This is a genomic window from Selenomonas sp. GACV-9 (assembly GCA_900116485.1).
Lineage (GTDB): Bacteria > Bacillota > Negativicutes > Selenomonadales > Selenomonadaceae > Selenomonas_A > Selenomonas_A ruminantium_G.
Genome location: FPAX01000007.1, coordinates 56,293 through 83,253, shown reverse-complemented (window position 1 = coordinate 83,253; position 26,961 = coordinate 56,293). Strand labels below are relative to the sequence as shown.

29 protein-coding genes and 1 tRNA gene are annotated in these 26,961 nt (G+C 54.8%); 10 read left to right on the top strand and 20 right to left on the bottom strand.

All coding sequences use genetic code 11. The features are described from left to right. Positions 1-3: 3 nt before the first annotated feature. Positions 4-2,685: a hypothetical protein gene (locus BM322_RS08005; protein ID WP_075429461.1), complete on the bottom strand. Its 2,682-nt coding sequence runs from the start codon at positions 2,683-2,685 to the stop codon at positions 4-6. Between the two features lie 624 nt (positions 2,686-3,309). Between BM322_RS08005 and BM322_RS13590 the strand changes: the two genes are divergently transcribed. Continuing rightward, entirely contained in the window at positions 3,310-3,474 is a 165-nt protein-coding gene (locus tag BM322_RS13590; RefSeq protein WP_177220838.1) for a hypothetical protein, read from the top strand. Between the two features lie 1,101 nt (positions 3,475-4,575). Here the strand turns inward: BM322_RS13590 and BM322_RS08000 are convergent. Next, complete coding sequence (locus tag BM322_RS08000; RefSeq protein WP_075429459.1) at positions 4,576-5,778, bottom strand: hypothetical protein; 1,203 nt, start codon at positions 5,776-5,778, stop codon at positions 4,576-4,578. 293 nt (positions 5,779-6,071) lie between these two features. On the opposite strand from BM322_RS08000, the gene BM322_RS07995 reads away from it, so the two are divergent. The 6 genes from BM322_RS07995 to BM322_RS07970 all read left to right on the top strand — a co-directional run bounded on the left by BM322_RS07995 (position 6,072) and on the right by BM322_RS07970 (position 8,755). Further along, positions 6,072-6,293, top strand: coding sequence for a hypothetical protein (locus BM322_RS07995; RefSeq protein ID WP_074513851.1), 222 nt, complete (start codon positions 6,072-6,074; stop codon positions 6,291-6,293). A gap of 20 nt (positions 6,294-6,313) precedes the next feature. Next, positions 6,314-6,526 carry a DUF2922 family protein gene (locus BM322_RS07990; RefSeq protein WP_074513852.1) on the top strand — a complete coding sequence of 71 codons (213 nt, stop codon included), beginning with the start codon at positions 6,314-6,316 and terminating at the stop codon, positions 6,524-6,526. A gap of 77 nt (positions 6,527-6,603) precedes the next feature. Further along, on the top strand, positions 6,604-6,810 hold the full coding sequence (locus BM322_RS07985) for a hypothetical protein (protein WP_075429457.1): 207 nt from the start codon (positions 6,604-6,606) through the stop codon (positions 6,808-6,810). A gap of 13 nt (positions 6,811-6,823) precedes the next feature. Beyond that, positions 6,824-7,039, top strand: coding sequence for a DUF2922 domain-containing protein (locus BM322_RS07980; RefSeq protein WP_075429455.1), 216 nt, complete (start codon positions 6,824-6,826; stop codon positions 7,037-7,039). A gap of 12 nt (positions 7,040-7,051) precedes the next feature. After that, positions 7,052-7,201 carry a YvrJ family protein gene (locus BM322_RS07975; RefSeq protein WP_074513855.1) on the top strand — a complete coding sequence of 50 codons (150 nt, stop codon included), beginning with the start codon at positions 7,052-7,054 and terminating at the stop codon, positions 7,199-7,201. A gap of 78 nt (positions 7,202-7,279) precedes the next feature. After that, complete coding sequence (locus BM322_RS07970) at positions 7,280-8,755, top strand: DUF4885 family protein (RefSeq protein ID WP_074513856.1); 1,476 nt, start codon at positions 7,280-7,282, stop codon at positions 8,753-8,755. A 58-nt stretch (positions 8,756-8,813) separates the two neighbouring features. Here BM322_RS07970 and BM322_RS07965 read toward each other — a convergent pair whose 3' ends face one another. The 7 genes from BM322_RS07965 to BM322_RS07935 all read right to left on the bottom strand — a co-directional run bounded on the left by BM322_RS07965 (position 8,814) and on the right by BM322_RS07935 (position 14,002). Continuing rightward, a complete protein-coding gene (locus BM322_RS07965; protein ID WP_075429453.1) occupies positions 8,814-10,187 on the bottom strand; it encodes a FlxA-like family protein in 1,374 nt (457 codons plus the stop codon). Positions 10,188-11,490: 1,303 nt separating this feature from the next. Further along, a complete protein-coding gene (locus BM322_RS07955) occupies positions 11,491-12,057 on the bottom strand; it encodes an N-acetylmuramoyl-L-alanine amidase (protein WP_074513859.1) in 567 nt (188 codons plus the stop codon). Between the two features lie 30 nt (positions 12,058-12,087). Then, positions 12,088-12,648: a hypothetical protein gene (locus tag BM322_RS07950; RefSeq protein ID WP_074513860.1), complete on the bottom strand. Its 561-nt coding sequence runs from the start codon at positions 12,646-12,648 to the stop codon at positions 12,088-12,090. A gap of 2 nt (positions 12,649-12,650) precedes the next feature. Then, entirely contained in the window at positions 12,651-13,163 is a 513-nt protein-coding gene (locus BM322_RS07945) for a hypothetical protein (protein WP_074513861.1), read from the bottom strand. Continuing rightward, positions 13,148-13,360, bottom strand: coding sequence for a hypothetical protein (locus BM322_RS13450; RefSeq protein WP_074513862.1), 213 nt, complete (start codon positions 13,358-13,360; stop codon positions 13,148-13,150). Before BM322_RS13450 ends, BM322_RS07945 begins: the two co-directional genes overlap by 16 nt. Positions 13,361-13,424: 64 nt before the next feature. After that, a complete protein-coding gene (locus BM322_RS07940; protein ID WP_177220837.1) occupies positions 13,425-13,769 on the bottom strand; it encodes a helix-turn-helix domain-containing protein in 345 nt (114 codons plus the stop codon). A gap of 20 nt (positions 13,770-13,789) precedes the next feature. Beyond that, positions 13,790-14,002 carry a helix-turn-helix domain-containing protein gene (locus tag BM322_RS07935; RefSeq protein ID WP_143102209.1) on the bottom strand — a complete coding sequence of 71 codons (213 nt, stop codon included), beginning with the start codon at positions 14,000-14,002 and terminating at the stop codon, positions 13,790-13,792. Between the two features lie 244 nt (positions 14,003-14,246). On the opposite strand from BM322_RS07935, the gene BM322_RS07930 reads away from it, so the two are divergent. Both BM322_RS07930 and xerC read left to right on the top strand, forming a co-directional pair. After that, positions 14,247-14,687, top strand: a complete 441-nt coding sequence (locus tag BM322_RS07930; RefSeq protein WP_074513865.1) for a helix-turn-helix domain-containing protein — start codon at positions 14,247-14,249, stop codon at positions 14,685-14,687. A gap of 307 nt (positions 14,688-14,994) precedes the next feature. Beyond that, on the top strand, positions 14,995-16,215 hold the full coding sequence (gene xerC / locus BM322_RS07925) for a tyrosine recombinase XerC (RefSeq protein WP_074513866.1): 1,221 nt from the start codon (positions 14,995-14,997) through the stop codon (positions 16,213-16,215). Between the two features lie 186 nt (positions 16,216-16,401). Here the strand turns inward: xerC and BM322_RS07920 are convergent. After that, positions 16,402-16,490 (bottom strand) — tRNA-Ser (locus BM322_RS07920). A gap of 242 nt (positions 16,491-16,732) precedes the next feature. Here BM322_RS07920 and BM322_RS13585 point away from each other — a divergent pair. Next, positions 16,733-16,930, top strand: a complete 198-nt coding sequence (locus BM322_RS13585) for a hypothetical protein (protein WP_075429449.1) — start codon at positions 16,733-16,735, stop codon at positions 16,928-16,930. 65 nt (positions 16,931-16,995) lie between these two features. On the opposite strand, the gene BM322_RS07910 is transcribed toward BM322_RS13585, so the two are convergent. The 10 genes from BM322_RS07910 to rsxC form a co-directional block, all read right to left on the bottom strand. Continuing rightward, positions 16,996-18,924, bottom strand: a complete 1,929-nt coding sequence (locus BM322_RS07910; protein WP_075429447.1) for a TRAP transporter permease — start codon at positions 18,922-18,924, stop codon at positions 16,996-16,998. Beyond that, entirely contained in the window at positions 18,921-19,397 is a 477-nt protein-coding gene (locus tag BM322_RS07905) for a DUF1850 domain-containing protein (protein WP_075429489.1), read from the bottom strand. Before BM322_RS07905 ends, BM322_RS07910 begins: the two co-directional genes overlap by 4 nt. Before the next feature lie 82 nt (positions 19,398-19,479). Further along, positions 19,480-20,442 carry a TAXI family TRAP transporter solute-binding subunit gene (locus BM322_RS07900; protein ID WP_075429445.1) on the bottom strand — a complete coding sequence of 321 codons (963 nt, stop codon included), beginning with the start codon at positions 20,440-20,442 and terminating at the stop codon, positions 19,480-19,482. A gap of 158 nt (positions 20,443-20,600) precedes the next feature. Beyond that, a complete protein-coding gene (locus tag BM322_RS07895) occupies positions 20,601-21,923 on the bottom strand; it encodes a M18 family aminopeptidase (RefSeq protein ID WP_075429443.1) in 1,323 nt (440 codons plus the stop codon). 32 nt (positions 21,924-21,955) lie between these two features. After that, positions 21,956-22,786 (bottom strand): RnfABCDGE type electron transport complex subunit B, encoded by an 831-nt coding sequence (gene rnfB / locus BM322_RS07890; RefSeq protein WP_075429441.1) that lies wholly within the window; start codon positions 22,784-22,786, stop codon positions 21,956-21,958. Positions 22,787-22,825: 39 nt separating this feature from the next. Then, complete coding sequence (locus BM322_RS07885) at positions 22,826-23,401, bottom strand: electron transport complex protein RnfA (RefSeq protein WP_075429439.1); 576 nt, start codon at positions 23,399-23,401, stop codon at positions 22,826-22,828. Continuing rightward, positions 23,401-24,051 (bottom strand): electron transport complex subunit RsxE, encoded by a 651-nt coding sequence (gene rsxE / locus BM322_RS07880; protein ID WP_075429437.1) that lies wholly within the window; start codon positions 24,049-24,051, stop codon positions 23,401-23,403. The genes BM322_RS07885 and rsxE overlap by 1 nt, the downstream gene beginning before the upstream one ends. Before the next feature lies 1 nt (position 24,052). Next, complete coding sequence (locus BM322_RS07875) at positions 24,053-24,604, bottom strand: RnfABCDGE type electron transport complex subunit G (protein WP_255449356.1); 552 nt, start codon at positions 24,602-24,604, stop codon at positions 24,053-24,055. Next, positions 24,601-25,590: an RnfABCDGE type electron transport complex subunit D gene (locus BM322_RS07870; protein WP_075429434.1), complete on the bottom strand. Its 990-nt coding sequence runs from the start codon at positions 25,588-25,590 to the stop codon at positions 24,601-24,603. The genes BM322_RS07875 and BM322_RS07870 overlap by 4 nt, the downstream gene beginning before the upstream one ends. Continuing rightward, positions 25,587-26,942 (bottom strand): electron transport complex subunit RsxC, encoded by a 1,356-nt coding sequence (gene rsxC, locus BM322_RS07865; RefSeq protein WP_075429432.1) that lies wholly within the window; start codon positions 26,940-26,942, stop codon positions 25,587-25,589. Before rsxC ends, BM322_RS07870 begins: the two co-directional genes overlap by 4 nt. Between the last annotated feature and the right edge of the window lie 19 nt (positions 26,943-26,961).

Genomic DNA, 26,961 nt, shown 5'->3' with positions numbered 1-26,961 from the left:
AAATCAAACCTCCGCATAATATGTCTCATAATCCCGATAGACTCGACGCCTGATGTCGTTGTAATAGAGCTCATTATCACCACGTCTGATATTGTCCAACACATGGAATGTATTCGGCAAGCATATGCCATAATCCATTCGCAGCATATCCATCAGATCATCCAGATCAACAGAACCTTCACGCTCCAGCAGGTATTCCAAGGCCCCCGCAAAAGTCCCTTTGGCATTCAGTGATGCATACACCTGTACCCCACCCATGCGGAATACCTGGAACGCATCCGAAGCCCATAGGATCGAATCCACGAAATCGTCCTCAAACCCCAACCGGTCTAGCGACAGCTTCATCCCTGCTTTCCGCAGGGAATACATCGTAAAATAATCATCCTTGGCAAACTGCTTGACCTCATCGGCCGCTGCGAGCAACTCATCTTTCGTGACACCGACACTCTCCAGCTTCGTGATATGGATGAACTGCGCAGGTGCGAACTCGATGACTTCCAGATCATGCTGGAACGCATTCAGGTAATTGTAGAAGACACCGTACGACCTCATAGCCGCCCCCCTATCACCTGATAGCCCAAAGATGCCTTCCTGCCTGAACTGTGCCTCCATAGCAGCTTTGACCGATGGAAAATCCGTACGGTAGATAGTCTGCTCATTCCAGCGATATCCGAGTTGCTCCATATTGTAATGATTGAGATATCCATGCTTGTCGGGGAACAGCTTCCGGAATATCCCCTTCATCTCACCGATTGAATAGAAACTGCGTTTCAATACGGACGAGAGTTCCGCCAACTCATCCTGCGACAGCTTCTTCACATCCACCGTATAGGAATCTCCATGCCTGTATTGCCGGATATACTTTGCCAAGTTAGCCTTGAATGTATCTGATGCGACTCCATACATTTCCCGATATGCCTCTGCAAACGCTTCCTGCTTGATTGTCCCTTTCTCCTGCAAGAGATCTAGCACCTGACTCTCCGTGTCTGCTTCACCGAATCTCAACATCGGCATCCGCCCGAATCCCAGCTGATATTTCTCACACAGTTCAGGACTCAACCGTTTCTTCAATAGATTGTGAAGCTCATAGCAATCCCGCAGGTCATACTGTTCGCGCAAGGCGGGATATTTATCCAAGAACAGTTGGGCACTCACTTCCACATCCTGATATTCATCGACATGCATATCCCGAAGCAGTTCATCGATATCTACCCTATCGACCTCATAATAACGCAAGACTTGTCCCTGCTTCCATAACAGTTTATGGGACATCGGCAAGGTAGCTGTATAATACCTGTCCTCAATATGCAGCTTCTCCTCATCTTCCCGCCCCAGGAGCATGAGGAGATACTCATACTTCTTCTGGAAATCAGCAACAGTGATATCCTCCTGACAGAACTTCTCCAGGAAATATTCCAGCAAATCGTGCCTGCGTGCCTTGACATATGTACCATCCAGCTTGATGTAGGAACGATACAAGCTCTTCCGCAATCGTTTCCGATATGACCTGGGGATAGAATCATCCACCAAGGCTTCCTTAGCCGACCTCTCCCCCTTCTTATATCTCAGCTTCAGGTACTGATACGTCTGTGGTAAGATATCGAACGCCGCAACCATATCTTGCTCGCCGATATCATATTCTTCGAACACGTTCCGATAGCGCACGGCATCAACATCTTTGACATGCTTGAAAAAACATTCTATGATCTGAGAGGCTCGTTGCCTAGTCAGACCTTCTTCTTGTCCTGCTTGTGCTGCCGGCTTTCCTCCCAGTACCGCACGGATCATCCTCTTGTCCCGCGAGACATTGTCACTACGCCAGCCGATTCCCTCATCTTGCGTCAACACTTCAAGGATATCCGGTCGATGTCTCCAATACCCCTCGGGCATAAGGTCTACCAGCCCGGATTCCACCGCCTGATCCAGCTGTTCCTGTACGCCCATGTCCAGTATCCATTCTGCAGGGAATATGCGCTCGAGACTCTCTTGGATGATATCTGCCGAACTCGGCCATTCCGTATCCGTTGCCACCTCGAGCCATCTAGCCATCCCCTTCCGGAAAGGCTCCGTACGGAACAGCACCTTACGGAACTCGCGATTCCCCACGATATCTGCCGCCTGCTCACCAAAATCCATTACCCCCACAGGCAACGCGATGATGGCTGCTTCTAATATCACGTAGGCTCCTGACGCTTCTAACCGTCTCCTGCTGATACCTGGATGCCCCTCCAGCACATCGGTCATATATACAAACACTTCATTCGCCAATCCATCAGTGCTCATATTCTTCACATTTCCAAATTGGATCGGCTTTTTCTGTAAAAGCCCCGCTGCCTGCGCAGAAGCAGATTGCTGATCCGCGTTCATCAATCGTCCCAGCAATCCCTGAACAAAAGCTGCAGTATCTTGCGATACTCCTTGCGTCTCCAAAGTCATAGACTCCATGCATTTCCCTATCTCTTGCTGGAGGCAAAGCAGTCCATCGACCTTCTTCTTGCCCACATAGCGCATAGCCTGGAACTCTTCTCCTGAAGCAGCCAAGAACCCCCCCAGCGTATCGATTGACTCGAGCACGGTATCTATAGTCTTCTGGGTCATGCTCCCCGCTAGAAATCCACGAAACATTTCCAATGGGATCTTATGAAGGATTTCCTCCAATTCTTTCCTGTCCGCAAAAACATCCATGCTGATCACTCCTCAAACGGTTCTTCAATCCTTTATCTCAACATATAATAGGATACCGCATCAATCTCCACTAAGCAAGCAAAAACACGCACAAAAAAAGCCTCGTGAAAACTCACGAGACCAATGATATCAATGGCAGAGAGGGTGGGATTCGAACCCACGGTGGCTATTAACCACACTTGATTTCGAGTCTTGCCCGAGGAGAGCGAAAACGGATTTCTCCTCATGTCTGCGAGGCGTGTACTGGTGCGGAGTGGCGGAGTCCTTGATGGGATTGGGGAGCGGGCGGGGGAGATTAGAAAACTGGTTGATTCGTGACGTTTAGTTCCTTTTAATAGCTGATGGATTTCTTCATGGTAACCCGCTTATTACCCGCTGTGGGGGTAATAAACATTATGAGGATGCAAATCTTTGAGATTGTGAATGGTTGAGTAAGGAAAGGCGTGGACTTAATTTATCGCAATCAACAAAATCATATACTGGAAAACGCTGACAAGCTCTATGTGGATAGCATAGGGCTTTTTTTTTTAGGAAAAAGTCAAATGGGGATTTATTCATTTTGATGGGAGTTTATGCAGGGGCTTTCCTTATTGTCTATATTAGCGAGTTGACTGGTCAAAGGCAATGCGTTTTTTTATTGGTCAAAAGGTTTCCCCGCCCTGCGGCATCCCTGCTTTGGTGGACGCTGGCACCCATGACGACGTGCCACCGCCACGGACGGCCAGCGTCCACGTCGCAGAGGGACACCGCGCCCCGCCCTTTGACTCATCATCGGCACTGGAAAGCTAGGCGGAGCCGGACTGTCCGCCTCCGTTCCCTCGTTTCTCCCTCCGTCAGGTCAGGCCGTGACGTGCCACCGCGTCCCGACCTTCCTCCCTCCGGCGCTCAGTCACTACGTCGGACAGACCGCCCCCGCGTACAACGAGCAACAGGCAACGGGTGTCCAGTGGCTTTGGTGTATAGCTGCGCTATCCACGTCGCCACAGACACAGGCACAAATTGACCAGTCAATCTTGAAAAAGGTCAACATTATGCAAAGGTCAATGCGCAGGGGGGGCAGGTTTCGGGACGTGCAGACGCACCTCCCGCTCGTTACAATCCGGTCACCGCAGGCCGCAGCCTTGTCGGTCAAAATCGGCAACAAGGCGGGCGGCACTGAGGGCAGGGGGCCGTCTCTGCACATGGACGCATCCGCGTCCATTCTCCGCCCCCTTTCCCCCTACGGCCCCGGCGGGCGGGGCCTACCCTCTTTCCTCCGTTTTCCTGTCCTGCGGTGCGGCAGCTCCTCGGCCAGAAGGGGAATAATGTGCTGCGGGATAGGGGGACAGGGGGCTTGGCAGCCCTCCCTGCGGTCGGGACGACTACGGCGTCCAGCGAGATAGGAGCAGGATAACTCGCGCCGCCGTACCCCCTGCCCTCAGTGCCGTGAAGTGACCTCACGGGCTATATGCAGCCTGCTTGTCGGTCATGCGTATTCGGTTTGTGTCCATCTGCTCGGGTGGACAGCTTCGCCGTCCACTTCGCAGCAGACACTTTCCGTTGCTATGGATGGAACGATATAAAAAGGAACTGGTTCGCTTATCTCGTCAATGAGTAGTTGACCCGTCAGGCGGGGCAGGACAGCGGGGCTTCACTCCTGCGGCCTTTCGGTCGTCAGTCTCACGCCTATGCAGGCGTTCAAGTCTTCACGCTATTTCTGTATAGGTGTGAACCTTCCTCCCTCCAGCACTTCGTCCTTCCGCCCCGCAGACCTGCCCGGGCACAAGCCGTCACAGGTTCGGGTGTCCGTTGCTTTTGGTGGACAGCTTCGCTATCCACGTCAGCAACCGACACAAGGGGCTGACCAGTCAAAATTGACGGTCAGCCCTGCTGGGTGTTGTATTTAGGTGTTTATGTATCTGTTCGGATGACACTTCCGTCATCTAATATGCGCCAGCTTACAGGAGCGCGGCTTCCCGGTGCATGGTATAGATTGTTGTTGTCTTCAATCGCCTGATTTAGCGCACGATTTAGTTCACGGACCGAATAGGTCAAATTAGAGCCGTTTTCAATGCCTGCCTGTTGTTGGAGTTTCTGATAGTTTGTATCGCTCACTTCCCGGCCATTAAAGCCTGTACTGCTGGCCCAAAGAGCGCCTGTCTCACGGGTAAAGTTATTGTTTAGAACATTGTCCATCGTGTAGACTTTTCCGCGTACCGCTTTTTGCAGGTGTTCGGTATAAGTTGCGGCGGTATCACTTAGGCCTCTGTTTTTGAGCGCCTGCACGATTTCGCCCTGATTATGATACTTGCCCTGTATCGCGCTTACCCAGATAGACTCTGCTTCTTTGTGTTCGGCCATAAAGCCCAGTTCCTTGATGCCTACTTTGACGAGCGAGTTATTGTAGCTGCTGTCTATGCTGGTCTCAAAGCGCTGGCTGGAAGTGCCGAGATTTACCAACACAAATACACCTGCCTTTTGCTGCAGGTTTTGTGCGTAACTCTTGGCCTGTTGGTATTCCGCATTGGTAAATTGACCGCGTTCGATACGATTCGCGGCTTTTTGGTCGTTGGTGCGTGTCTCCGCCTCAAAAGTCATAGCAGCGAAGGTCAGGTTATATTCACGGAAGGAGGATGCACCTCCTGCGGTAATTTTCTCATATACATTGAGGAATTTGCTTAGTGCCTTGTCCAGGCTCCCGGAAAGGCGATTGAGATTGCCGGCATTTTCTGCTGCCTTGTCATTCTGGTGCATTTGGATAGCCCAGCTGATTAAGGTTTCGCCATCAATAAGGACTTCGTTGCTGGGATGATTTAGCTCGTAGTCATACTCACAAGCCTCAAGCGCTGTCCCTCCCCAGACAGTTCTGCTTTCCTGGCTTTCCTTCTCCTCACGTTTGGCCTGCATTTCTTCCGGTGTCAGCGCCCGGAGCTGGCTGGCATCAATGTTCTTAAAGGTTTTCGCATTTATCAGCATCGTATCCGCAGAAATATCCACTTGATAAGCTGCATTTTCCTGCGCCGCTCCGTCTTTTGGTGCGGCTTCCTCTTTGAGCTGTTGTGAGTAGGGTTTGATATAATATGGATTATGGCCGGATGTTTTGTCTACAAGCATTTTCGATACCTCCCTGTTTGCATAAATTCATTCCACATAATATTATCGGTGAACTGGGGCCGAATGTTAAATGATTTCGCGAAATTTTTGGAAAATCTCTTGCTTTTGACCGGTCAACTCCATAATATGGAACTGGAAAGAACTGAATACCGTTGCGGAAATGACAGAAAAAAAGGTTATCCGGCGCGAGTCTCGCGCTTGATATATGGGTTGTCATTCCGCAAGAGGGCCGCCGGGTGACAATCCGGCGGCTCTTTTGCTAGGAAACAGAGTTCCATAAGGAGGGAAACAACATGACTGTTCGCACGAAACAGACCACCACCTTGAAAATCACCCGTGTCACTGGCACGTCCAGTACGGGGAAGGAAACCCATGATTTTGTCAACCTGTCCGTCAATCCAGAACTTGCCGACGGGGACGTGCTTTCCATCGGGAGCAAGCTCAGCAACTTGCAGAAGTACCCCGTGGACGGCATTGGCCGCATTGACGCAAGTACGCTGGCAGAAGAACACTAAGGTTAAGGGAGGGCTAGACCATGAAAGAAACGCTTTTGATTGAGTTTGCGGTGGAAAACGGCAAAAACACCACCATTTCCATTCCCGACCCCCGGGCTGATGTGGCCAAGGCCGATGTGGCTGCGGCGGCAGAGGAAATCGTGGCCAAGAAGGCCGTCCTTTCTGCAGGCAACCCGGTGACGGCCTTTAAGCGGGCCTACGTCCGCACCATTCAGGAGACGGAACTGGAATAAGGGCAGCGCATTTGCGCCTAAAGGGGAGGCCGCTGGGGAAACCTTGCGGCCTCCTGTTTTCATAGGAGGGAAGAATTATGCGAAAGAATCCGACCACCACCTTGAAAATCGCCTGCGAGTGTGGCTATGACTACGACCGGGTGATTTGCAAAAACATCAATCTGACGGTCAATCCCGAGGCGGCCGATGACGACCTGCTCCTTGCCGCCAAGACCATTGCAGGCTTGCAGACGCTCCCCCTGCACGGCGTGGAGCGTCTGGATATGTGCGATTTAGCAGAATGAGGAGGGCTGACTGATGCAAGTAACACTGATGATTATCCTTTGGCTGGAAAACGGCAAAACCATGACGCTGGGCATCCCCGACCCCCGGAAGGGCCTGACGGAAAGCGAAGTCTATACGGCCATGTTTGAACTCCTGAAGCGGGAGGTCATATTCTCCGAGGGCGGGGTGCGGGCCACTTCCTACAAAAAGGCCTACCTGCGCATTGTGGATGAGCAGGCTTTGCCATAAGGAGGGCGGAAAATGGAACAGACCATACTCACCGCCATTTCCGCCGTGGGCTTTCCCATCGTGGTGACCTTTTACCTCCTCACCAGCTTCCAGAAGTCCATGGACAAATTCACCGACAAGCTGGGAGAGCTTATACAGGAGCTGAAACGGTTGGAGAAATGACAAAATCCATTTAACAAATCAGCTGGTTATCCGATAATATAAGTGGTTGGAGCGATTTTCTGCGGGGAGGCGAAAACGATGCTCTATAACAAAGTAGGTCACTTGGATGCCAGCGGTAATTACGTCTATACCAAGAACAGTGACCGCATTGCCAATGAAAAGCGGCAGTATCTCAGCACAGACAGCGAGTATACGGTGGAAATCAACGCCCGGAAGGGAAAGATTATTGCCGATAACTTCCATGATGAAATCGTGGAGCTGCAGCACAGTGAAAATCCCGGCGCCATCCTGTATAAGCGCTATGACATGACCGACCTTATGCAGTTTAATCATGTGCAGACATTATGGAATTTTTTGAACGATGATGGCTCCGGCAGTATTGGCACGGGGATGCTTATCGAGCCTATCCTCAAAGGCGAGCCGGTGATGAGAGGCGACATGGAGGAGGCTTTGGAAAAGCGCTTTCAGCGGCAGATTATCAACAAGCAGCTGGACAATATCTTTACGGCGGCAAATATCAAAATCCCGGAAAATGTTTCGCTGGATTTCACCGTTACCACGGACTACAAAATCCACGTTATCGGGGATGCAGATGCTTCTCTGCTAAAGCGGGTCGAAAACGTCCTCAACCGCACCCCGGGCAATGGCCGCGCCTTGTCGGAACACATTCGGGAAATGACCTATTGCAGCTGCATGAAGGCAGACGAGGCGGACAAGGAGGCCTTGAAGACCTGGGCGCAGGATGCGCACAAGATACGCTATGAAAACGGCTCCCTCTACGATTACAGCCATTACCAGTACGGCGACGGACAGACACAATGGCTGGAAGAATGGGAGGCCAATCTGCGCAAGATAGGCGATAACGAAGAAGACTTTGCCACGCCCAGCTGGCTGAATGCCGCGACGCTAAAAGAATCTGCGTGGCCACAGATGTTATTGAAAAAATCCCGGGAAACACTGGACAAAATGGTATGCAATGGCTTTTTGTCCAACTGGGCAGCCGAAATGGGCAACCGAAATATCGACATTACCCATTGGAATTTCCGCTTTGACTTTTCCGCCCGGCGCGGCGGCTGGTGCGTTGTGGGCCATGAGGGAACGCCGGCGGCCTCCATCATGGAAAAGACCTTAAATCAGGAGGACATCCGCCGGAAACTCCTGCGGAATGTGATTGCCTCCATGAACCCTGCGCGGCTGCAGCACAAGGTAAAGGCCTATTTTCGCCCCATGACCCTGCGGGAAATCGAGGATGTACTGATAATTGCTGAAAAGTATGCCAACCGGCATGAAGAACTGCTGCCCCCCAAGGTATTAGACCGGCTATATGATGCCGCTGAGGATATGTCCAAGGTGATAGCGGATAATGAGGTGGCGGTATATAAAATCGAACAGCAGCTATACAAGCGTGTAGAAGAAGGCTGGGACCCCTGTTCCGACTTTGATGTAAGCATCGAATACCGCAATGGCCATATCTATGACTTAGGACAGGAAGAACAATACGGCTGGGGCGAAACCGAATGGATAGAACGGGTCTATTGCCATAAAGAAGCATAGGGCAAAAGCGGGGGCTGACCGTCAAATTGACTGGTCAGCCCCCGCTGGTTGTTATGGATTAGCGGTTTCTTTGTTGTTCCAGCTGTTGCAGCTGTATGTCGGCAATCTGCTGCTGGTAGGTGTTAATCATCTTCTGATAGGTTGCCGCCTGTTTCTCGATAGCTTCCGGGGATAGGTTGAAATTCTTGTGCAGGGCGGAAATCTGCTGGCGCAGGCGTTGGATTTTTTCCCGCAGGGCGGCTATCTGTTCTTCGCCTTGCTTGTTTTTGGCAACAGGTTCGTCCTGGTCTTCCTTATTGTCCACCAGAAAGCCGTTTTCATCGCGCTTTTGTGGATTGGCCCGCAAATCGGCCAGTCCTTCCTTGCCCCTTTGGGCGATGGCGGCCAAATCCTTGGCGGAAAATCTCACCTTCGTTTCGGACAGGCCTAATTTCTGTGCAAAGTCCTGATAGGCCTCTTCGCCGACGGTTTCCCGCCACAGCTCGCCCATATTGGCCTTGTAAGAGAATTGGCCCACGGATTTATCCAGTTTCATGCTGCCGCTGCCTATGTGGCTGCGGGCTTCTTCGATATTGGCCTGCAGGGCAGCAGCCAAATCCTCATGCCCATCTTCCGTCAGGGCGGCATAGAGTTCGTCTGCATCCTTGTACTCGCCCTGTACGGCTTTTATCCAGATGGCTTCCCCTTCCTGATGGTTAGCCATGAAATTCAGCAGGTTTACGCCTACATGAGCCATGGAACCTAAATTGCTGGCTTCGATGCCGTTGGCAGCGTTCAGGTGCTGGGGGGATTTATATACTAAGTCCACGGCCAGCAGTACGCCGGATTTTCCCTGCAGGGTACTGGCGTAGTCCTTGGCCTCCTGATAGAATTTTTCCAATGACGCTGACCATTGGCCGTCCTTCTTCCAGCCCTCAATGGTTCCCTCGTTGCTCCGCTCTGCGGCGGCCTGGGTAATGCCTGCATACAGCTGGTTATATTGCAGGAAGGTTTTGGCACCGCCCTGCTGTATGTTGTCCGCCGCCTGAAAGAATTTTTCCTGCCGGGCAACAACGTCCGCATCAAAGTTTTTCGTCCAGCCGTAACTGCTGCGCAAAATCCCCATGTAAACGCCTGCACTGGTATCGCCGTTCCGATTGCTCAATAAATCCATGCTGATGTCCGTAGCGGTGATTTCCCACAGCGGAGTCTGGGTCTGACTGCTGGCCTTCATGGCCCGGGTGGCTTCCCTGTCCATGAGAGTGCTGTCTGATAGCAGCTGGCCGCGCTTGTCTGCAAGGGTCGGGGCGATTTTGGCCGCCTCTTCTTTTCGTGTGCTTGCAATCTCCACCGTATAGGCAGGCGTGGCCATAGGGTCTTCCTGCTTGACTGTGACCGGGGATTGGTATTTCATGCCAGTGCCGGGCACATTGGCAATGCTGTCAATTTTCACGATGTTTCCTCCTTGAAAAGTTCCGTTCCTAAATATTCTCAACCTATATATCGGATAATTCCTGCAATTTATTAAGGGAATTTTGAAAAAAAGCGGGGATGGCAGGTGTCGGTTGGCGACGTGGATAGCGAAGCTGTCCACCAAAGCCAACGGACACCCCGTAGCCTGTGACCGCTTGTGCCCGGGCAGGTCTGCGGGGCGCAGTGACGAAGTGCTGGAGGGAGGAAAACTCCTACCTGTACGGAAATAGTGCGAAGACCTGAGCACCCGTACAGGCAGGAGCTTGACGACCGAAAGGCCGCAGGAGTGAAGCCCCGCTGTCCTGCCCCGCCTGACGGGTCAACTTCTTTCTTGCGGGATAAGCGAACCAGTTTCTTATTATATCGCTCCATCAATAGCAACGGAAAGTGTCTGCTGCGAAGTGGGCAGGTTTCCTGCCCACCCGAGCAGGCGGACACAAACCGAATACGCCCTATCGACGAGCAGGCTTCCACCAGTCTATGAGGTCAGCACGAGGCACTGCGGGCAGGGCGGTACGGCGGCGCGAGTTATCCCACTCCGCTCTCGCTGGACGCCGTAGTCGTCCCGACCGCAGGGAGGGCTGCCAAGCCCCCTGTCCCCCTATCCCGTGGCACATTATTCCCCTTCCTGACCGAGGAGCCACAGCACCGCAGGACAGGAAATCAGGGGTAAGGGGGTAGGCCCCGCTGGACGGGGCCGTAGGGGGAAAGGGGGCGGAGAATGGACGCGGATGCGTCCATGTGCAGAGACGGCCCCCTGCCCGCAGTGCCGCCCGCCTTGCTGACGATTTTGACCGACAAGGCCACGGCCTGCAGATGCCGGATTGTGACGAGCGGGAGGTGCGCCCGCACGTCCCGCCACAACAGCCTGGGCACGGTCAAAGTATATATTTTTTGTTCACGTTACGCGCACATTGCCGTGATTTTGTGCTATACTATTTTTGCCGCTACCTCTTACCATGGGAATCTCACGGCAGCGAGGGAGGTGAGGCTTGTGGTTGAGAACCTTCTGGCATCGTTTGTCGTAGGTGTAGTCAGCAGCTTCATTGCTGCATGGCTCTACGACAAAACCCGTAACAGCGGCAACCGGTAAAACTGTCACCTGTCTGCCCTTACCAATCAGGCGGATGACGCAGAAAAGCACCAGTGCATTGCATTGGTGCTTTTTCTGTATCGGGCATAATAAAAGAGCCTTGCAGGTTACCAAGCTGCAGGCTCCTTTACCGGTGTAAACTTGTGGTCTACCCTCTTGCATCGTTTGTAGCTTCATTATACCATTTCTGCTAGGGGCTGGCAAGAAAATTTGCGTAGTCCGTCACCCCCCGGGCGATGGCCCGTGCGATGTCGTCACCGTGCTGGGTCAGGAGGGTGACGTCTGCGCTATCAATAAAGCCGGTTTCCACGAGGACGGCGGGCATGGTGGTATGGCGCAGGACGCAGAAGGAGGGATGGGCTTTAATGCCTCGGTCTTTATAGCCTGCGTCAAAGGGGGAGAGACTTTTGACAAGCTGGTTTTGGATGCAGCGGGCAAGTCTGCCGCCCGCGCCTGCCGTGTCGTAGCAGAAGGTTTCTGCGCCCCGCCCGCCGCCCGCGTTGACGTGGATGCTGATGAATACATCCGCAGGCCATGCGTTGGCGGCATCCACTACGCAGGGGAAGCCCGGGGCCTCGCCATAGAGGTTGTGGCTTTGCAGGAGCTGGACGGAGCACCCCGCCGCCTCCAAGTATTTGCCGCACAGGGAGCCATAGGTCAGAGCAAGGTCACATTCCCGCAAGCGGCAGGTGGGATTGACACAGCCGGGGTCAGGGTCACCGCCCAGAGCATGGCCGGGGTTTAGGAATACACGCATAGAGTCGCTTCCTTTCTTTCCACAGAGGGCTTATTCTACCACAAAACCGTCCTCGGTCTGCCAGGTGTGGTAGGTGTCCTCCCCTTCGTATTCGTGGGAGTATACGGTATAGGTGCCTTCTTCCAGCAGGCTTTCGCTGATGTCAACACAGGAGCCCAGCGCGTTCATCAGGGCGTCCGTCCATTCGTCAAAGTCGTAGAAATTCCCCGCGACATGGGGCATGGCAGGCAGAAAGCTGTCATGGGCGGCGGGGAGCGTTTTGGCGGCGGGCGGAGGGGCCGTGGCAGAAGGGGCAGGCCTGTTATTGGTGGGCGGGGCAAGGGGGACTTCACCGCTGGGATTGTCCCCGGCCTTCCCTTGGCCCTTTTCCTCCTGCTGACCGCTTTCGCCCTGTTGACTGGTCAAGGTATAGATGAGCTTGCGGCTCTCTTTGGTGATGGAAAGAAGCCCCTCGGCCACCAGTTCCTGCCGGGCGGCCACAATGCTGCCGTGACTTAATCCCGTCTTATCCCGCAGCCAGTATTCGTCAAAGTAGCCCCCGCCCCGGGCGGTGATGACCTGCAGGAGATTTTGTGCTTTGGCCGATAACATGGTCACACCTCCCCGAACATTTGCATTACCACATATTCCCGCACACCGTGAGGCGGGCGCTTTTTGATGCCGTGCTCCCGGTCGCGGATATTCATGCCGTTTTCAAAAAGCCTGCGGCCTGCGATGGTGGAAAAGTCGATATAATCCTGTCCCAGCATGGCACAGCGGGGCAGAATTTCCCGGGCCACATTCCAGGCAAGGCTGGCATAGAGCTGGGCCCAAAGCCGGGCCATGTGGGTGTAGCCAAAATCCCCCAGCGCAAGGGAAATATCCAGTATATCGCTGCCGGAAAGGTCAGCGTCCTCCGTAAGGTCAACGCTATGGGGCGCAATATGCAGGGGCACCCACAGGAAAAGTCCCGCAGAAGTCAGCCGTTCATCCAGTAGCTGCCGCCAGTAAGCGGCGAGGGTGGGCGGCCCGGACAAAACCTCTGAGGCGGGCTTTTCTCGTTCGAGACAATCTGCGATATAGAGGGCCTGCGGCCCGTCAATCCTTAATCTTATGCTTCGTTCCATGTCCGTACCGCTCCTTTCTCCTCTGCCCGGGCAACTCTGGCCACCGGGCGGCCATTCACTAAGGCGACCATGGTTGACCGGTCAACGCACAGGGGAACCCGCGCCCGCCGATACACCTCCAAGACCGCACACTCCACGGCTGTCCTGCCGCTAAATTCTGTGTATTCCTCGAATCCAACTTCTCGCGTAATTCTCAATGTCAAATCTCCCCCTACCGGGTGCCCTGACCCACCCCCACGTGGATCAGGACACCTGATGTCGTTATGACGGGTCAGCCTTGCCCTCACTCGCCGCCTTCACTTTGGACGGGCGGGGCGCAAGGGGCTGACCGATGTTGATGTTCGAGAGCAGGTAATAGCCTGCAGGCTTGTTGCCTCCAAAGGCGGTGTGGCGGATATAACCGTAATCCTCCAGCTCCCGCCGGGCCCTTTTGACCATGGTCACGGACATTTTCGTACCCCCGGCCAGTTCCAGCAGGGACAGCCGCAGGGGAAAATGCCAAAAGGCTTCATTGCCCCGATACATCAGATAAGACCATAATGCCTGCGCATGGGTGGATAACGGGAAGGCCAGCTGCCGCTTGTAAAAAAAGCGGATTTCCTGCATCCACCCGCCCACCGTATCCATTAGATTTCAATGGACGGCAGGCAGGCGTCCTGATGGGCGGCATAGTCTGCCAGCCAGTCCTCTGCTGACTGTTTGTGAATCATAATACGATGTCCGATGCGGATAGCTGGAAAACCCCGCACATGGGAGAGCCGCCGGATGGATTTTTCCCCCAGCCCTGTGATTTTCGAAAACTCCTGCACCGATAAAAGAATCTTGCTTGTTTCTGCCATTTCATCCACGCCTTTCCTGCTATTCAGATGGGAGTACCTACCCACATGGACATTGACCAGTCAAAATCTGCCGAACTACTAGAAAATAACTGGTTTTGAAACATTACTCCCCATCTGTTAGTCTTATTATACTATTATTCGGGCGCACTGTCTACCAAAATGTAATGATTTTATCGTATTTTAACAGTATTTTGTGGTATTTTGCGGTAGACTATGGTAAAATAAGGGTGAAAGGAGGTGTGCCATGAACGACAAGAGCAACAAAGACCGCGTGGCAAAATCTGACCGGTCAATACGGGAGGAGCGTCCTGATTTAGCGGCAAGGTTCGCTGATTTGGCTGCTCAGGAGGCTTGCGATAACCTGTTTCCCAAGCGGATTAAATCCCTGCGGCAGGATTTGGATATACGGCAAAATGAAATGGCGGATATCTTGGGGGTGCCCAGCACCACTTATGCCAACTGGGAGCAGGGCAGAGCCTTTCCCAGCGTTGACCGCCTGCCGCGCATCGCGGCCTTCTTTGATGTCACGGTGGATTATCTTCTCGGAGCCAATCGGGACACCGTGAACCGCCGCATTGTCGAGCAGCTGGCCGTTCTCTCACCGGAGCAGCGGCAGGCTGTGGAGTTAGTTTTATCCAGTATGAACAGCAATAAGAAAAGCAGCAATAAATCCAGCAAGTCATGATATAGGATTGACGGTGTTTGGGCAGAGCCTACCCACTACTATTATATAGAAGGTTATGTCTTCAAATAGGGTTCGTCTTAGGGAGCCTTGGAGGCCTTGCGCCCCAAGGGATAGCGGCTATCCACAGGGCACATTGTGCCCGCAGTTGTACCCACAGTTGTACCCGCAGATGTGCCCGCAATAGTACCAACCCTGCCCGTTATCCACCGGTTAATCACAAGAAATTCACAGTTTATCCACAAGGTTATCCACATTTTGGTGGATAAGTCCATGCCTTTCCTGTGACGACGTTAAGGAGTGACAGGAAATGACAACGATAAAGAAATCGGCACATCGTTGTGCCGGCGAAGGTTCGATTTACAAGGACAGCACCCGTGACCGCTGGGTTGCCCAGATAACGGTGGGCTTTGACGGGCGGACAGGCCGCCTCATCAAGCGGACGAAATACACCCGTACCCGCAAGGAGGCGCAGGCGGCACTAGCGGAGCTCAAGGAAAAGTATGCAAGTCAGACGGCACTTTTGGCTTGCAGCATGACGGTGGGCCAGTGGCTTGACCGCTGGTTTGATACCTATTCGCGGCCGCATATCCGACAGAATACGGCGGCGGGTTATTTGCTCATGCTCGACCTGGCCAAGGAGTATGTGGGCAGTATTGACCTTGAATCCTTGTGCAGTTTTGACCTGCAGAACATCATCAATAAGCGGCTCTACACCCATTATCGGGAGGCGCAGTATTTTCGGACGGTTCTGCGCATGGCGTTTCGGCGGGCGGTGAAGTTAAAGCTCATTCCGGAAAATCCTGCCGAGGATTTGGAACTGCCCAAGAAACCGCCCAAGCGTCCCTTTGTGGCACCCACCAAGGAGCAACGGGAGGCGCTGATTGAGGCACCGTCCATCTATTACTGCTGGCGGCAGATGATGCTGGTTGAATTTATGACCGGCCTTAGACGCGGGGAGCTTTTGGCCCTCCATTGGGAGGACTTGAATCTTGATGAAGGCTGGCTGAAAGTCCGCCATGCACTGGTCAACGGGCAGAAGGAAGAAGGGATGGAGGCGTACCCGGTCTATTTGAGCCAGCCCAAGACGGAAAAGAGCCGCCGCCAGCTTTATCTGCCGCCTGCCCTCTGCAAGGAGCTTGCGGCCTACAAAGTCCAGCAGATGAAAATGCGGTTGCAGAATGGCCACTGGGAGCACCCGGAAATGGTGTTCACGGATAAGGACGGGGACTACATCAGCCCTTGCGTCTTTTCTTCCCAGTACACCAAAGTCCGCAAGAAGCTGGGCATCCAGACGACCTTTCATATGTTGCGCCACGATATGGCCAGTCGGATGAAGGCGTCCCACCAGTTTGACTTCAAGGATATTCAGGAGCAGCTGGGCCATAGCACTATCCAAATTACTATGGATATTTATACACATATCAATGAAGAAAAAAAGACTGCGGTCAGCAACTGGCTGCAGGAAGATATGGATAATATCGTGGATTTTGGAGAGTGTGATAAAAGTAAATCATATCAGTTGAAATGAAAAAAGGGGACGACCAGAGCAGAAAAATCTGCCTGTTCGTCCCGACCTATCTGACGGAAAAACGTCCCGAAATGGCCTGTAACGGCTGGAAAAATACCTCCGTGTTACCCGCTAATTACCCGCTGAACCTCTAAAAAACACAGCAAAAAAGACCCACGCAAAATCGCGCGAGCCCTTTAATCTCAATGGCAGAGAGGGTGGGATTCGAACCCACGGTGGCTATTAACCACACTTGATTTCGAGTCAAGCACCTTCGACCACTCGGACACCTCTCCGTGTTCGTTGCGAACAGGAATATTATAGCATATATTCTTAGCCCTTGTAAAGCGATAGATTGATGATTTCTTGCAGGTTTTCCGATTTTTTACAGATACCGTTGCTTTTATCAACTTGTCCTGCCTTTTGCTTAAAAGATTATTAGATTATTTCCTATCTATTATTGCGAAACGCACTTCTTTCGACTATAATAATAGTGCGGTCCTGCAAGACCGACGACATACCAACGGGAGGGTCCGGTGTGAATAGTCTACATTCCGATCGAGCCCCCACTAGCTTTACTATGCTGGAGGAAGATTTCTTCCTACTGCAGGCCAAGGCTGAAGACATCCTCTTGGATACAGTGGGACTAGGTCAAAAAATGCAGGAAGCGTTTGAACGTCATGGCGATACCTTGAGCTCTGCAGTACTGTGGAAAGCATTGCAGCACGAAAGATAACCCATTGACGGCGAAAAGCCCCCTGGTTTCGACAGAAACCAGGGGGACTTTTTTTCGAAGAAGAATTATACTGTCTGAGCTTCGCCTCTGCGGCGCTTGAGCTGATACACCAGGATGAGTCCAAACAACGTCAAACCGATGACATCAGTCAAGAGTCCCGGCTGAATCATCAACAGACCGCCGATGACGAGCAGGATACGCTCGAGCCACAGGCAGTTGGCGGCCAGATAGCCGATAAGTGCCGACGAGATGGCAACCATGCCCGCCAGGGCCGTGACCGTCGAGAACAGCAGCTCGGCCATGGAGCCTTCCATCATCAACAGCACTGGCGACAGTACGAAGATATACGGGATGATAAAGGCAGCAATGGCTAGTTTCGACGCATTGATACCGGTCTTCAAGGCATTACCACCGCTGATGCCCGAGCCCGCATAAGCTGCCAGCGCTACCGGCGGGGTAACGTCGGCGATGATGCCGAAGTAGAAGACAAACATATGGGCAGCCAGTACCGGCACTCCCATCTGCACGAGGGCCGGAGCCGCAATTGTCGAAGTGATGACGTAGTTGGCCGTCGTCGGCACGCCCATGCCGAGGATGATGGCTGTAATCATCGTGAAGAACATCGTCGGCAGCAGCATACCGCCCGAGAGCTGCAGGAGTCCCGAGGCCAGCTTGAGGCCAACGCCCGTCTTCGTGACGACACCGATGATGATACCAGCAGCCGCACAGGCTACCAGCACGCCAAGCACGTTGCGCGCTCCATTTTCGAGGCCGCGCACGATCTCGATCGGTTTCATGCGCGTCGATTTGCGCAGGGCCGAGCAGAGGATGGACAGAACGATAGCGACAAGCGCCGCCCGCATCGGCGTATAGCCAGAGACCAGCAGATAGACAATGATGATCAGCGGAATAGCCAGATGACCACGTTCACGGATCAGCGTCATGATTTTCGGCAGCTGGTCGCGCGGGATGCCCTTGAGGTTCTCACGTTTGGCCTCGAAGTGGACGCCGAGCCAGACACCAGCAAAATACAGGAAGGCCGGCACGACAGCGGCCTTGACGATATCGATATACGGCACACCGACGAATTCTGCCATCAGGAAGGCAGCTGCGCCCATGACCGGCGGCATGAGCTGGCCGCCAGTCGAGGCTGCCGCCTCAACGGCACCGGCAAAGTTCTTATGGTAACCGAGTTTCTTCATCATCGGGATGGTCAGTGAGCCCGTGCCGACAACGTTAGCCACCGAGCTGCCCGATACCGTGCCCATAAGGCCCGAGGACAGGACAGCAACCTTGGCCGGGCCACCGCTGGCCCAGCCAGCAATGGCATTGGCCAAATCGATGAAGAACTTGCCCAATCCTGTCGACTCCAGATAGGCACCAAACAGGATGAACAGGAAGATGAACGTCGACGATACACCAAGCGGAATACCGAAGATACCTTCAGTCGTGAAATACAGATGGCTGACCAGCTGCGAGACCGTCAAGCCGCGATGGGCCAGCACTCCCGGCATATAGGGGCCAGCAAAGGCATAGGCCAGGAAGGCCAATACGACACAGACCATCGGCAGGCCAACGACACGGCGCGTTGCCTCGATGACCAGCAGGATGCCCATCAGGCCGACGCCAAGGTCGACATCAGATACCGTACCGGCGCGCAACACGAGATGCTGATACTCATAGATGATATAGGCTGGTGCCGCCGCACCGAGTATCGCCAGCAGCAAATCAAACGGATGCAGCTTATGACGCGACCAGGACTTGCAGGTCGGGTACAAGAGATAGACCAGCGCCAGGCCAAAGCCCAGATGGACGCCGCGCTGCAGCTGGGCATCCAATACGCCAAAGGTCGCGGTATACAGCTGAAAGACAGAAAACGCGATGGCGATGGCCGCGACGATCTTGGCCATCAAGCCCGTGTATTCCATGGTGTCGGACTCCTTGTCATATTTCTTCAGGATGTCCTCGGCCTTTTTTGCTTCAGACTCTTTCATGATAACATTCCTTTCCCTAATGGACTGACAAATAGTTCTACCGGCGTTCCCGGCGGATACGATTCATAGAGACGGTATTCGCGCCCGCCCAGCGTCAACGTCAGCTTTGTACCGACGCCAGTCCGCAGCGTGAGACGCGGGAAATGCCGCTCCATGTCATCCATGATGTAATAATCGCCTTCCTGCCGGAAATTGCCCTCCTGCTCAAGGAAGGGCAGCCCGACGCCAAAAGACTGATATCGTGTCGAGTGAAGGACAAAACTGCTGCCATCTGCAGCCACCGCCAGATTCTCCCAAATCGGTGTCTTCTGCACCGAATGGATGAAATGGATCGTAAATGGCGTTCCCGGCGCTGCAGGCATGACCGCCACCCTCTGCCCGCCTGCCTTGACGAACAAGCATGGCTGGCTCAGTACATTCCCGAGCCCGAGCAATATGCCCAGGATGCACAACCAGACAGGCAGTCTCCTCAGCTTAGACAATTCTGACACTTCCCTCTCACTAAATATGCCTTCCCCATATTGAGGAAGGCATATCTGCGGCAATCACTATCGTTTACTCTTTGAAGAACTTCTCTGCACCAGCATTCATCGGCAGGGACATGCCCTTCGTAGCTCCCTCTTTCGTGATGAGCTTGCCGACCGAATGAGCGGCCTGCAGGCGGTCAAGGTTCGAGAAGATGGCCTTGGCGATATCGTAGCCGAGCTTGTCATCCACCTTGTCCGTTGCTACGAGCATAGCCATGACGGAAATCGTCTTGACCTCCTCATCAAATCCAGCATACGTACCAGCCGGAATCGTCGTCTTCGTATAGAACGGATACTTCGCAATCAGCGCATCAGCCTTGTCGGCATCAACCGGCAGCAGGCGGATCTTGTTCTGGGAGCTGATATCCTGTACCGATGCCGTCGGATAGCCTGCCGTCAGGAAAGCTGCATCGACATTGCCATCTTTGAGAGCGCTGGCGCCTTCGCCGAAGGACAGGTACTGGACTTCGATATCGTTATAGGTGATGCCATAAGCCTCGAGGATCTGACGCGCATTGGCCTCAGCGCCCGAACCAGCTGCACCGACAGCGACCTTCTTGCCCTTGAGGTCAGCAATCGACTTGATGCCGGACTTGTCGAGGGTCACGAACTGGCAGGTCTCCGGATACAGCGTGGCAATGCCGCGGATATTGTCGACCTTCTTGTCCGTGAACATCTCCGTGCCATTGACGGCATAATAGGTAATATCATTCTGAACGATAGCCAGATCCACCGAGCCGTCCTTCAGCATGTTGATATTCGCTACCGTAGCGCCCGTGCTCTGGGCGCTGGCGTTCATGCCCTTGATATCCTTGTTGAGGATCTCAGCCATCGCACCACCGATTGGATAGTACGTGCCGGCCGTGCCGCCCGTTGCGATATTCAGGAACTTCTTGCCGCCATCATCGCCGCCGCAACCTGTCAGCAGTGCTGCCGAAACGACCATGGCCATACCAATAGCTGCCAGTTTCTTGAATCTACCAAAGTTCATACAAACGCCTCCCATGTCTTTTTTTGCATACAGTATTATTCATATCTCATATGTAATTATAGCATAGTGCATATACACAAGCAACCGCTTGAACATAAAAAAAAACGATGTATGTAAAGTATATCTGTATACAATACACACATCGTTTCCATCTTATACTATCCCCGATAGAACCGCTGGAGCAGGCGCACGAGGGCCTGCTGATCGGCACCAGCCATCGTCTCACGCGCTGAATGCATCGAAAGGATTGGCACACCTACATCCATCGTCCGCATCGGTACCAGCGCCGAGGCAATCGAACCAAGAGTCGAGCCGCCACGGCTGTCACTGCGGTTGACGAACTGCTGCCACGCGATGTCCTCATCCTCACAGAGACCGCGCACGATTGCCACAGCCTCGGCATCACCAGCATACGACTGGCTCGCAGCCTGCTTGATGACAAGGCCGCCGCCCAGCACCGGATGCACGACAGGGTCAGCCTTATCCACATGATTCGGATGCACGGCATGGGCGACATCCACGGACAGCATAAAGCCCGCGGCGATATCGGTAAAAAGCTGCTCCTTAGGAAGCTCCAAGGCAGCATAGCTGCGCTCCAACACCTGCATAAGCACAGCCGAGCCTGCTCCCTGCTTGGTATTGCTGCCGACTTCCTCGTTATCAAACAGTGCGGTAAGACTCAGCCCCCGGCCTGCCGCATCAGCCGCGCAGATGCCGTCAAGGCAGGCCTGCACCGATGTCAGGTTATCAAGGCGCGGCGACGAAACAAGCTCAGCTCGCAGCCCCAGTGCACAACCATGCTCCACAGGATAAGCCGACAGCTCATAGGAAAGGATATCTTGAGCTGACGCCTCCAGCTCGGCGGCCAGCCATTTTGTAAAGAATTCCTTCTCGCTGTCCTCCCCCGCCTCTTCTTCGCCCCCATCAGCAGTTTTCCCTGCCGCGGCAAAGGCTGCCGCCAGCGGCAGCATATCAGTCTGGGCATTGAGCTTGCCCTCGTCGTTGACCTCGCGGTCCATATGGATGGCCAGGCTCGGGATTGTCACCAGCGGACGCTCGAAATCCACGAGCCGGATTTCCGGATTGAATGCATCCTCGCCGCGCAGGACGACCTTGCCTGCCAAAGAAAGCGGCCGGTCAAGCCACGAGCGCAGGATAAGACCGCCGTATTTCTCGACATTCAACAGGCCGCACTTCTCCTTGACGATGCTGGCCTGCGGCTTTATGCGGAAACATGGAAAGTCCGTATGGGCCGCCGTTATCCGCAGTGGTCCCTCCGTCTCGCCCACGACAAAAGCCAGCAGGGTCGAGTCGTAAACCGTCACAAAGTACTTGCCGCCCCGACGAAGCTCCCAAGGCTCAGTCAGCGACAGCTCGGCAAAGCCTGCCAGCCGCAGCCGCGTCGCGCTTGCCTGCACCGTGTGGAAAGGCGTCGGGCACTCGGCGATGAAATCAAGCAATTCTTCCGTTTCTACATTCATCCAATCAGTCCTTATCGTATATGATACCTTCATTATACCACAGCCGCGCGTTCCTCACGCTGCACGAGGCTCTGGATTGCCTTGGTCGGACACTTGGCCAGGCAAAGGGGTTCCAGGCAGTCCTGGCACTTTGACTGATCAACCACGGCCACGAAACGGTCGATGGTGATAGCCCCCTGCGTGCAGCTGCGCATGCAGAGCCCGCAGCCGATGCAGGCATTCTGGCAGAGTTTCCTGGCCACAGGACCTTTATCGTGGGAGCTGCATTCGACCTGCACGGGGGCCGTGAAGGTCTGCAAGGTAAGCAGGGCCTGCGGGCAGGTTGCCACGCACTTGCCGCAGCCCGTGCAAATTGCCTTATCGACCACAGGCAGGCCGTCAGCGCCCATCGACAGCGCCCCAAAGGGGCAGGCCCTGACGCAGTTGCCAAAGCCGATGCAGCCATACTTGCAGCCCTTCGGGCCGCCCTGGATGAGCTTTGCCGCTGCACAGTCAGGCACGCCCTCGTAATTTGCGGCCATAGCCGCAGCCGTCTTGGTGCCGCGGCACTTCAGATGTGCGTATTTCGGCTCAGATGCGCCGGCCTTCTTGCCCGTGAGCTCAGCTACCTTAGCGGCTACCGCCGCCTTGCCCGGCACGCAGAGATCCGGCGGCACCGACTCATCTTCGACGACAGCCTCCGCATACTTGGCGCAGCCTGCAAAGCCGCAGGCACCGCACTGCCCCTTGGGCAGGATGTCTTCCACCTCATGAATCAGCGGATTGACCTCCATGGCAAATTTCCTGTCTGCCAGCGCGAGCACGATCCCGAAGAAAGCGCCGACGCCAACGAGCACGACGATTATCATGATTGCTGTGTTCATAGAGTACCTCCTAGTGGCACCTCTCCTTGGAGAAGGCCTTTATAACATCCCCGAAAAGCCCAGGAAAGCCAGCGACAGCATGCCAGCTAAGATGAAGGCAATGCCGATGCCCTCTAGGGGCTTGGGTACGTCAGCATAGGCGAGCTTTTCCCGCAGGCTCGCCATCAGGATGATGGCCACGGCAAAGCCGAGACCTGAGCCGATGGCAAAGACGATGCTCTTCATGAGGCTGTAGCTGTTCTCGACGTTCAGCAGCGGCACAGCCAGCACGATGCAGTTCGTCGCGATCAGCAGCAGGTAGATGCCCCACATGTTGTAGAGGGCCGGCGCCTGTTTCTTGATGATGAGCTCCAAGAGCTGCACGAAACTTGCCGTCAGCACGACGAACACGATAGTCGTCAGGAAGGTCAGCCCGAGCGGCTGCAGCACAAAGAAATAGACAATCCAGGCCAGGATGGAGCTCATCGTCATGACCGAGGTCACAGCCATGCCCATGCCCACCGAGGCGCTGAGATTCTTCGAGATACCAAAGAAGATGCACAGGCCGAGGAATTTCGTCAGCACGAAATTGTTGACGATGACCGCGCCGATGAACAACGTAAGATATTCTGCCATTACGACTCAGCCCCCTTCATTGCCTCGAGCCGGCGCGCTTCCCGCGCCCGCCGTTCTTCCACATGTTTGTTCCAGGTCTTGGTCGCCGCGACGAGATAGCCGATCAGGATAAAGGCCCCCGGCGGCAATACCATCATGAGCATGGGCTCATAGCCCTCGCCGAACACCGGCATGCCGAGGATTGTCCCCGCGCCTATGAGCTCGCGGATCACCGAGATGATCAGCATGGCCAGCGTGAAACCGCAGCCCATGCCAAAACCGTCAGCAAAGGATTTGACGACGCCATGTTTCGAGGCATAGACCTCGGCGCGCGCCAGGATGATCGCAAAGACGACGACCAGCGCCAGATAGATGCCCATGGCCTTGTACAGCTCGGGGAAATAGGCCTGCAGCACGAGCTGCGCCACCGTGACGATCGTGGCAATCGACGTGATATAGACCGGCACACGCACCTTGGGATTTACCCACTTGCGAACGATCGAGACGACCACATTGTTCGTCGTGATGACGAAGGTGACCGTAAGGCCCATCGTCAAGCCATTGATGACCGTTGTCGTGACGGCCAGAGCCGGGCACAGGGACAAGGCGAGAATGAAGATAGGATTCTCCGCCACGAGCCCTTTGCTGAAGATCTGCCAAAGTTCCTTCATATCATTTCCCTCCCGTCAGCTGCGCGACTTCCTCAACGGCCTGCTTGACGCCCTTGGTCACAGCCCGCGAGGAGATGGTCGCACCTGTCATGGCCTGGATGGCCTCCTTGTCGGCAGGATTCTTCGTGACCGTCAGTTCCGCAGCACTCTTGCCTGCAAACTGCCCGCGAAAAGCCGGTTTCTGTGCATTGTCGCCAAGCCCCGGCGTCTCATTGTGCTCGAGGATGTTGTAGTCGATGACCTTCGCATCGGCAGAGACCGCCACCAGCAGCTTGATGGTGCCGCCATAGCCCTTGGTCTCGCTCGGCACGATATAAGCAGCGGTCTTGCCCCCCTTCTGTGCGGCAAACCAGCCCTCATGACCGTCAACCGGCTGGAAATCCTCCGCATCGGGAACCAATGACTTCATCGACTCCTGCCGCATGAGCTCAGCCTTCTGGGCAGCCACCGGTGCAGTCACATAGTAGACCGAACCGATGACGACGCCTGAGATGAAACACGCCATGGCCAGATTGGCGGCAATCTTCACAATCGAATGTTCCTCAGCCATCATTTGTCACCCCCTGCGCCAAAAATCCGCGTTTTCGTGAAACGATCGATAAGCGGCGTCACCGCATTCATCAGCAGGATCGAGTAGCAGACCCCCTCTGGATAGCCGCCAATCAGGCGGATCAGCACCGTGATTGCACCAGCACCTACGGCAAAGATAATCTGCCCCTTGACCGTCATCGGTATCGTGACCATATCGGTGGCCATGAAGAACGCACCGAGCATAAGGCCCCCCGCCATCATATGAAACAGCGGATCCCCCGTGAACAGTCCTGCCGGCCCAAATACAAAGGTCAGCACGCCCACCGTTGCAATCATGACCGCTGGCACGATCCAATTCACATAGCCTTTCACAATCAGATAGAGGCCGCCGATGAGCAGCAGCACCGTGCTGGTCTCGCCTAGGGAGCCGTTGCGCGTACCGACGAACATATGCCAGTACATGGTCGCCTGCCCACCAAAGGTATTCACCAGCGCATCATAGCCCTGCAATTTGAGGATGTTGAGGGGCGTCGCACTCGTCATCGCATCGACGCCGGCGCTCATGTCCTGCATCTTCGACCAGGTCGTCATCGCCACTGGCCAGGAAACCATCAGCGCCGCCCGGCCAATATGCGCCGGATTGAAGATATTGAATCCCAGGCCGCCCATGGACTGCTTGGCCACCACGATAGCCAGCACCGAGCCGATAGCCACCATATACGGCGGCAGCAGCGGCGACATCGACATCGCCAGCAGGAGGCCCGTGATGCAGGCACTGCCATCGAAGGCCGTAACCGGCCGCTTGAGCGCGCGCTGCCAGACATACTCAGCGCCTACGGCAAATATGACACCCACAAGCATATTGATAAGTGCGGGGAAACCAAACCACCAGATGGCAAACAGGGCTGCGGGCAAAAGTGCCGCATTGACCTGCCACATGATATGGGAAATCGTCTCATCGTCGCGGATATGCGGCGAGGCAGAAATCGTGTAGCGCGTCTCACTCATTTCCCATCGCCCTCCTTCTTCTTTGCATCAGCCTTGGCCTTGGCTTTGGCCATCTCCGCCCGCACAAAGCCCTTCGCATTCTTGATGTATTGCACGATATTGCGCTTGGCCGGGCACACATAGGTGCAGCAGCCGCACTCGACACAGTTCATGAGTCCGTATTCATCCCGGCAGGCCGCAAAGTCCTGCCGCTCGGAAAGGATTGACAGCATGCTCGGCACGAGCCCCATCGGGCAGGCCTTGACGCAGCGCCCGCAGCGGATGCAGTTCATCTCGGGGCCATGCCCGGTGACTTTGCGCGTCAGCGCGAGGATGCCTGACGATCCCTTCATGATGGGCACTTCATCCGTCGCCTGGGCCATGCCCATCATCGGGCCGCCAGCGATGAGCTTATCCGGCGTCTCGCGCAGGCCGCCGCAGAACGCGATCGCATCGCTATACTTCGTGCCGATGCGCACGCGCAGGTTCTTGGGCTCAGCCACCGCATCACCGGACACCGTCGTCACACGCTCGGTAAGCGGCAGACCATGCACCACCGCATCGTCGATGGCCGCCACAGTACCCACATTCTGCACGACAGCCCCCACATCCATCGGCAGGCCGCCCATCGGTACCTCGCGGTCCGCGATGACCTTTATGAGCATCTTCTCGGCGCCCTGCGGATATTTCGTCTTGAGCGCCTTGACCTCGATATCCGTACCAGCACAGGCCGTCTCCAGCGCCGCAATAGCCTCCGGCTTATTGTCCTCGATGCCGATGACGCTGCGCTTGACGCCGAGCACGCGGGCCAGTATCTGCACACCTTCCACGATGCGCCCAGGCTCCTCCAGCATCAGCCGGTAGTCTGCCGTCAGATACGGCTCGCATTCCGCACCATTGAGGATCAAGATATCCACGGGCTTAGAAGGGTTCAGCTTGATATGTGCTGGGAAGGTCGCACCGCCCATGCCGACGATGCCCGCCGACTGGATAGCGCTGAGGATTTCCGCATCCGTCATCGCCTGCCAGTCACGAGCAAGCGGCAAGCCGTCAGCCCATTCGTCAGTGCCATCGCATTCGATGACCACCGACAGGCAGCTGATGCGCCCCGAATGCGGCCGCTCCTCGATGCGCACGACCTTGCCGGCCGCCGGCGCATGGATATCCGCATGCATGAACGCCGGACTCGTACCGATAAGCTGACCGCGCTTTACCATATCGCCAACCTTCACGCAGGGCTCGCACGGCGCACCGATATGCTGGCTCAGCGGCACGACAAGCTCTGCCGGTGGCGCCATCACTTCGATGGGCTTATCCTTGGCCAGCGCCTTGCCGTCCTGCGGATGGATTCCCCCCCAAAAACTCTTGAACATCAACATCACCTCATAGCTT

Bases quoted from the DNA above. Each gene is read 5' to 3' on its own strand.
- BM322_RS07950 (WP_074513860.1), bottom strand. From the start codon at position 12,648: ATGTTATCGGCCAAAGCACAAAATCTCCTGCAGGTCATCACCGCCCGG.
- rsxC (WP_075429432.1), bottom strand. From the start codon at position 26,942: ATGTTCAAGAGTTTTTGGGGGGGAATCCATCCGCAGGACGGCAAGGCG.
- BM322_RS07935 (WP_143102209.1), bottom strand. From the start codon at position 14,002: ATGGCAGAAACAAGCAAGATTCTTTTATCGGTGCAGGAGTTTTCGAAA.
- BM322_RS07885 (WP_075429439.1), bottom strand. From the start codon at position 23,401: ATGGCAGAATATCTTACGTTGTTCATCGGCGCGGTCATCGTCAACAAT.
- BM322_RS07995 (WP_074513851.1), top strand. From the start codon at position 6,072: ATGACTGTTCGCACGAAACAGACCACCACCTTGAAAATCACCCGTGTC.
- BM322_RS07945 (WP_074513861.1), bottom strand. From the start codon at position 13,163: ATGGAACGAAGCATAAGATTAAGGATTGACGGGCCGCAGGCCCTCTAT.
- BM322_RS07940 (WP_177220837.1), bottom strand. From the start codon at position 13,769: ATGCAGGAAATCCGCTTTTTTTACAAGCGGCAGCTGGCCTTCCCGTTA.
- rsxE (WP_075429437.1), bottom strand. From the start codon at position 24,051: ATGAAGGAACTTTGGCAGATCTTCAGCAAAGGGCTCGTGGCGGAGAAT.
- BM322_RS07900 (WP_075429445.1), bottom strand. From the start codon at position 20,442: ATGAACTTTGGTAGATTCAAGAAACTGGCAGCTATTGGTATGGCCATG.
- BM322_RS07895 (WP_075429443.1), bottom strand. From the start codon at position 21,923: ATGAATGTAGAAACGGAAGAATTGCTTGATTTCATCGCCGAGTGCCCG.
- BM322_RS08005 (WP_075429461.1), bottom strand. From the start codon at position 2,685: ATGGATGTTTTTGCGGACAGGAAAGAATTGGAGGAAATCCTTCATAAG.
- BM322_RS07930 (WP_074513865.1), top strand. From the start codon at position 14,247: ATGAACGACAAGAGCAACAAAGACCGCGTGGCAAAATCTGACCGGTCA.
- xerC (WP_074513866.1), top strand. From the start codon at position 14,995: ATGACAACGATAAAGAAATCGGCACATCGTTGTGCCGGCGAAGGTTCG.
- BM322_RS13590 (WP_177220838.1), top strand. From the start codon at position 3,310: ATGCGTTTTTTTATTGGTCAAAAGGTTTCCCCGCCCTGCGGCATCCCT.
- BM322_RS07970 (WP_074513856.1), top strand. From the start codon at position 7,280: ATGCTCTATAACAAAGTAGGTCACTTGGATGCCAGCGGTAATTACGTC.
- BM322_RS07870 (WP_075429434.1), bottom strand. From the start codon at position 25,590: ATGAGTGAGACGCGCTACACGATTTCTGCCTCGCCGCATATCCGCGAC.
- BM322_RS07910 (WP_075429447.1), bottom strand. From the start codon at position 18,924: ATGAAAGAGTCTGAAGCAAAAAAGGCCGAGGACATCCTGAAGAAATAT.
- BM322_RS08000 (WP_075429459.1), bottom strand. From the start codon at position 5,778: ATGCTTGTAGACAAAACATCCGGCCATAATCCATATTATATCAAACCC.
- BM322_RS07980 (WP_075429455.1), top strand. From the start codon at position 6,824: ATGCAAGTAACACTGATGATTATCCTTTGGCTGGAAAACGGCAAAACC.
- BM322_RS07985 (WP_075429457.1), top strand. From the start codon at position 6,604: ATGCGAAAGAATCCGACCACCACCTTGAAAATCGCCTGCGAGTGTGGC.
- BM322_RS07975 (WP_074513855.1), top strand. From the start codon at position 7,052: ATGGAACAGACCATACTCACCGCCATTTCCGCCGTGGGCTTTCCCATC.
- BM322_RS07955 (WP_074513859.1), bottom strand. From the start codon at position 12,057: ATGCGTGTATTCCTAAACCCCGGCCATGCTCTGGGCGGTGACCCTGAC.
- BM322_RS07875 (WP_255449356.1), bottom strand. From the start codon at position 24,604: ATGATGGCTGAGGAACATTCGATTGTGAAGATTGCCGCCAATCTGGCC.
- rnfB (WP_075429441.1), bottom strand. From the start codon at position 22,786: ATGAACACAGCAATCATGATAATCGTCGTGCTCGTTGGCGTCGGCGCT.
- BM322_RS07990 (WP_074513852.1), top strand. From the start codon at position 6,314: ATGAAAGAAACGCTTTTGATTGAGTTTGCGGTGGAAAACGGCAAAAAC.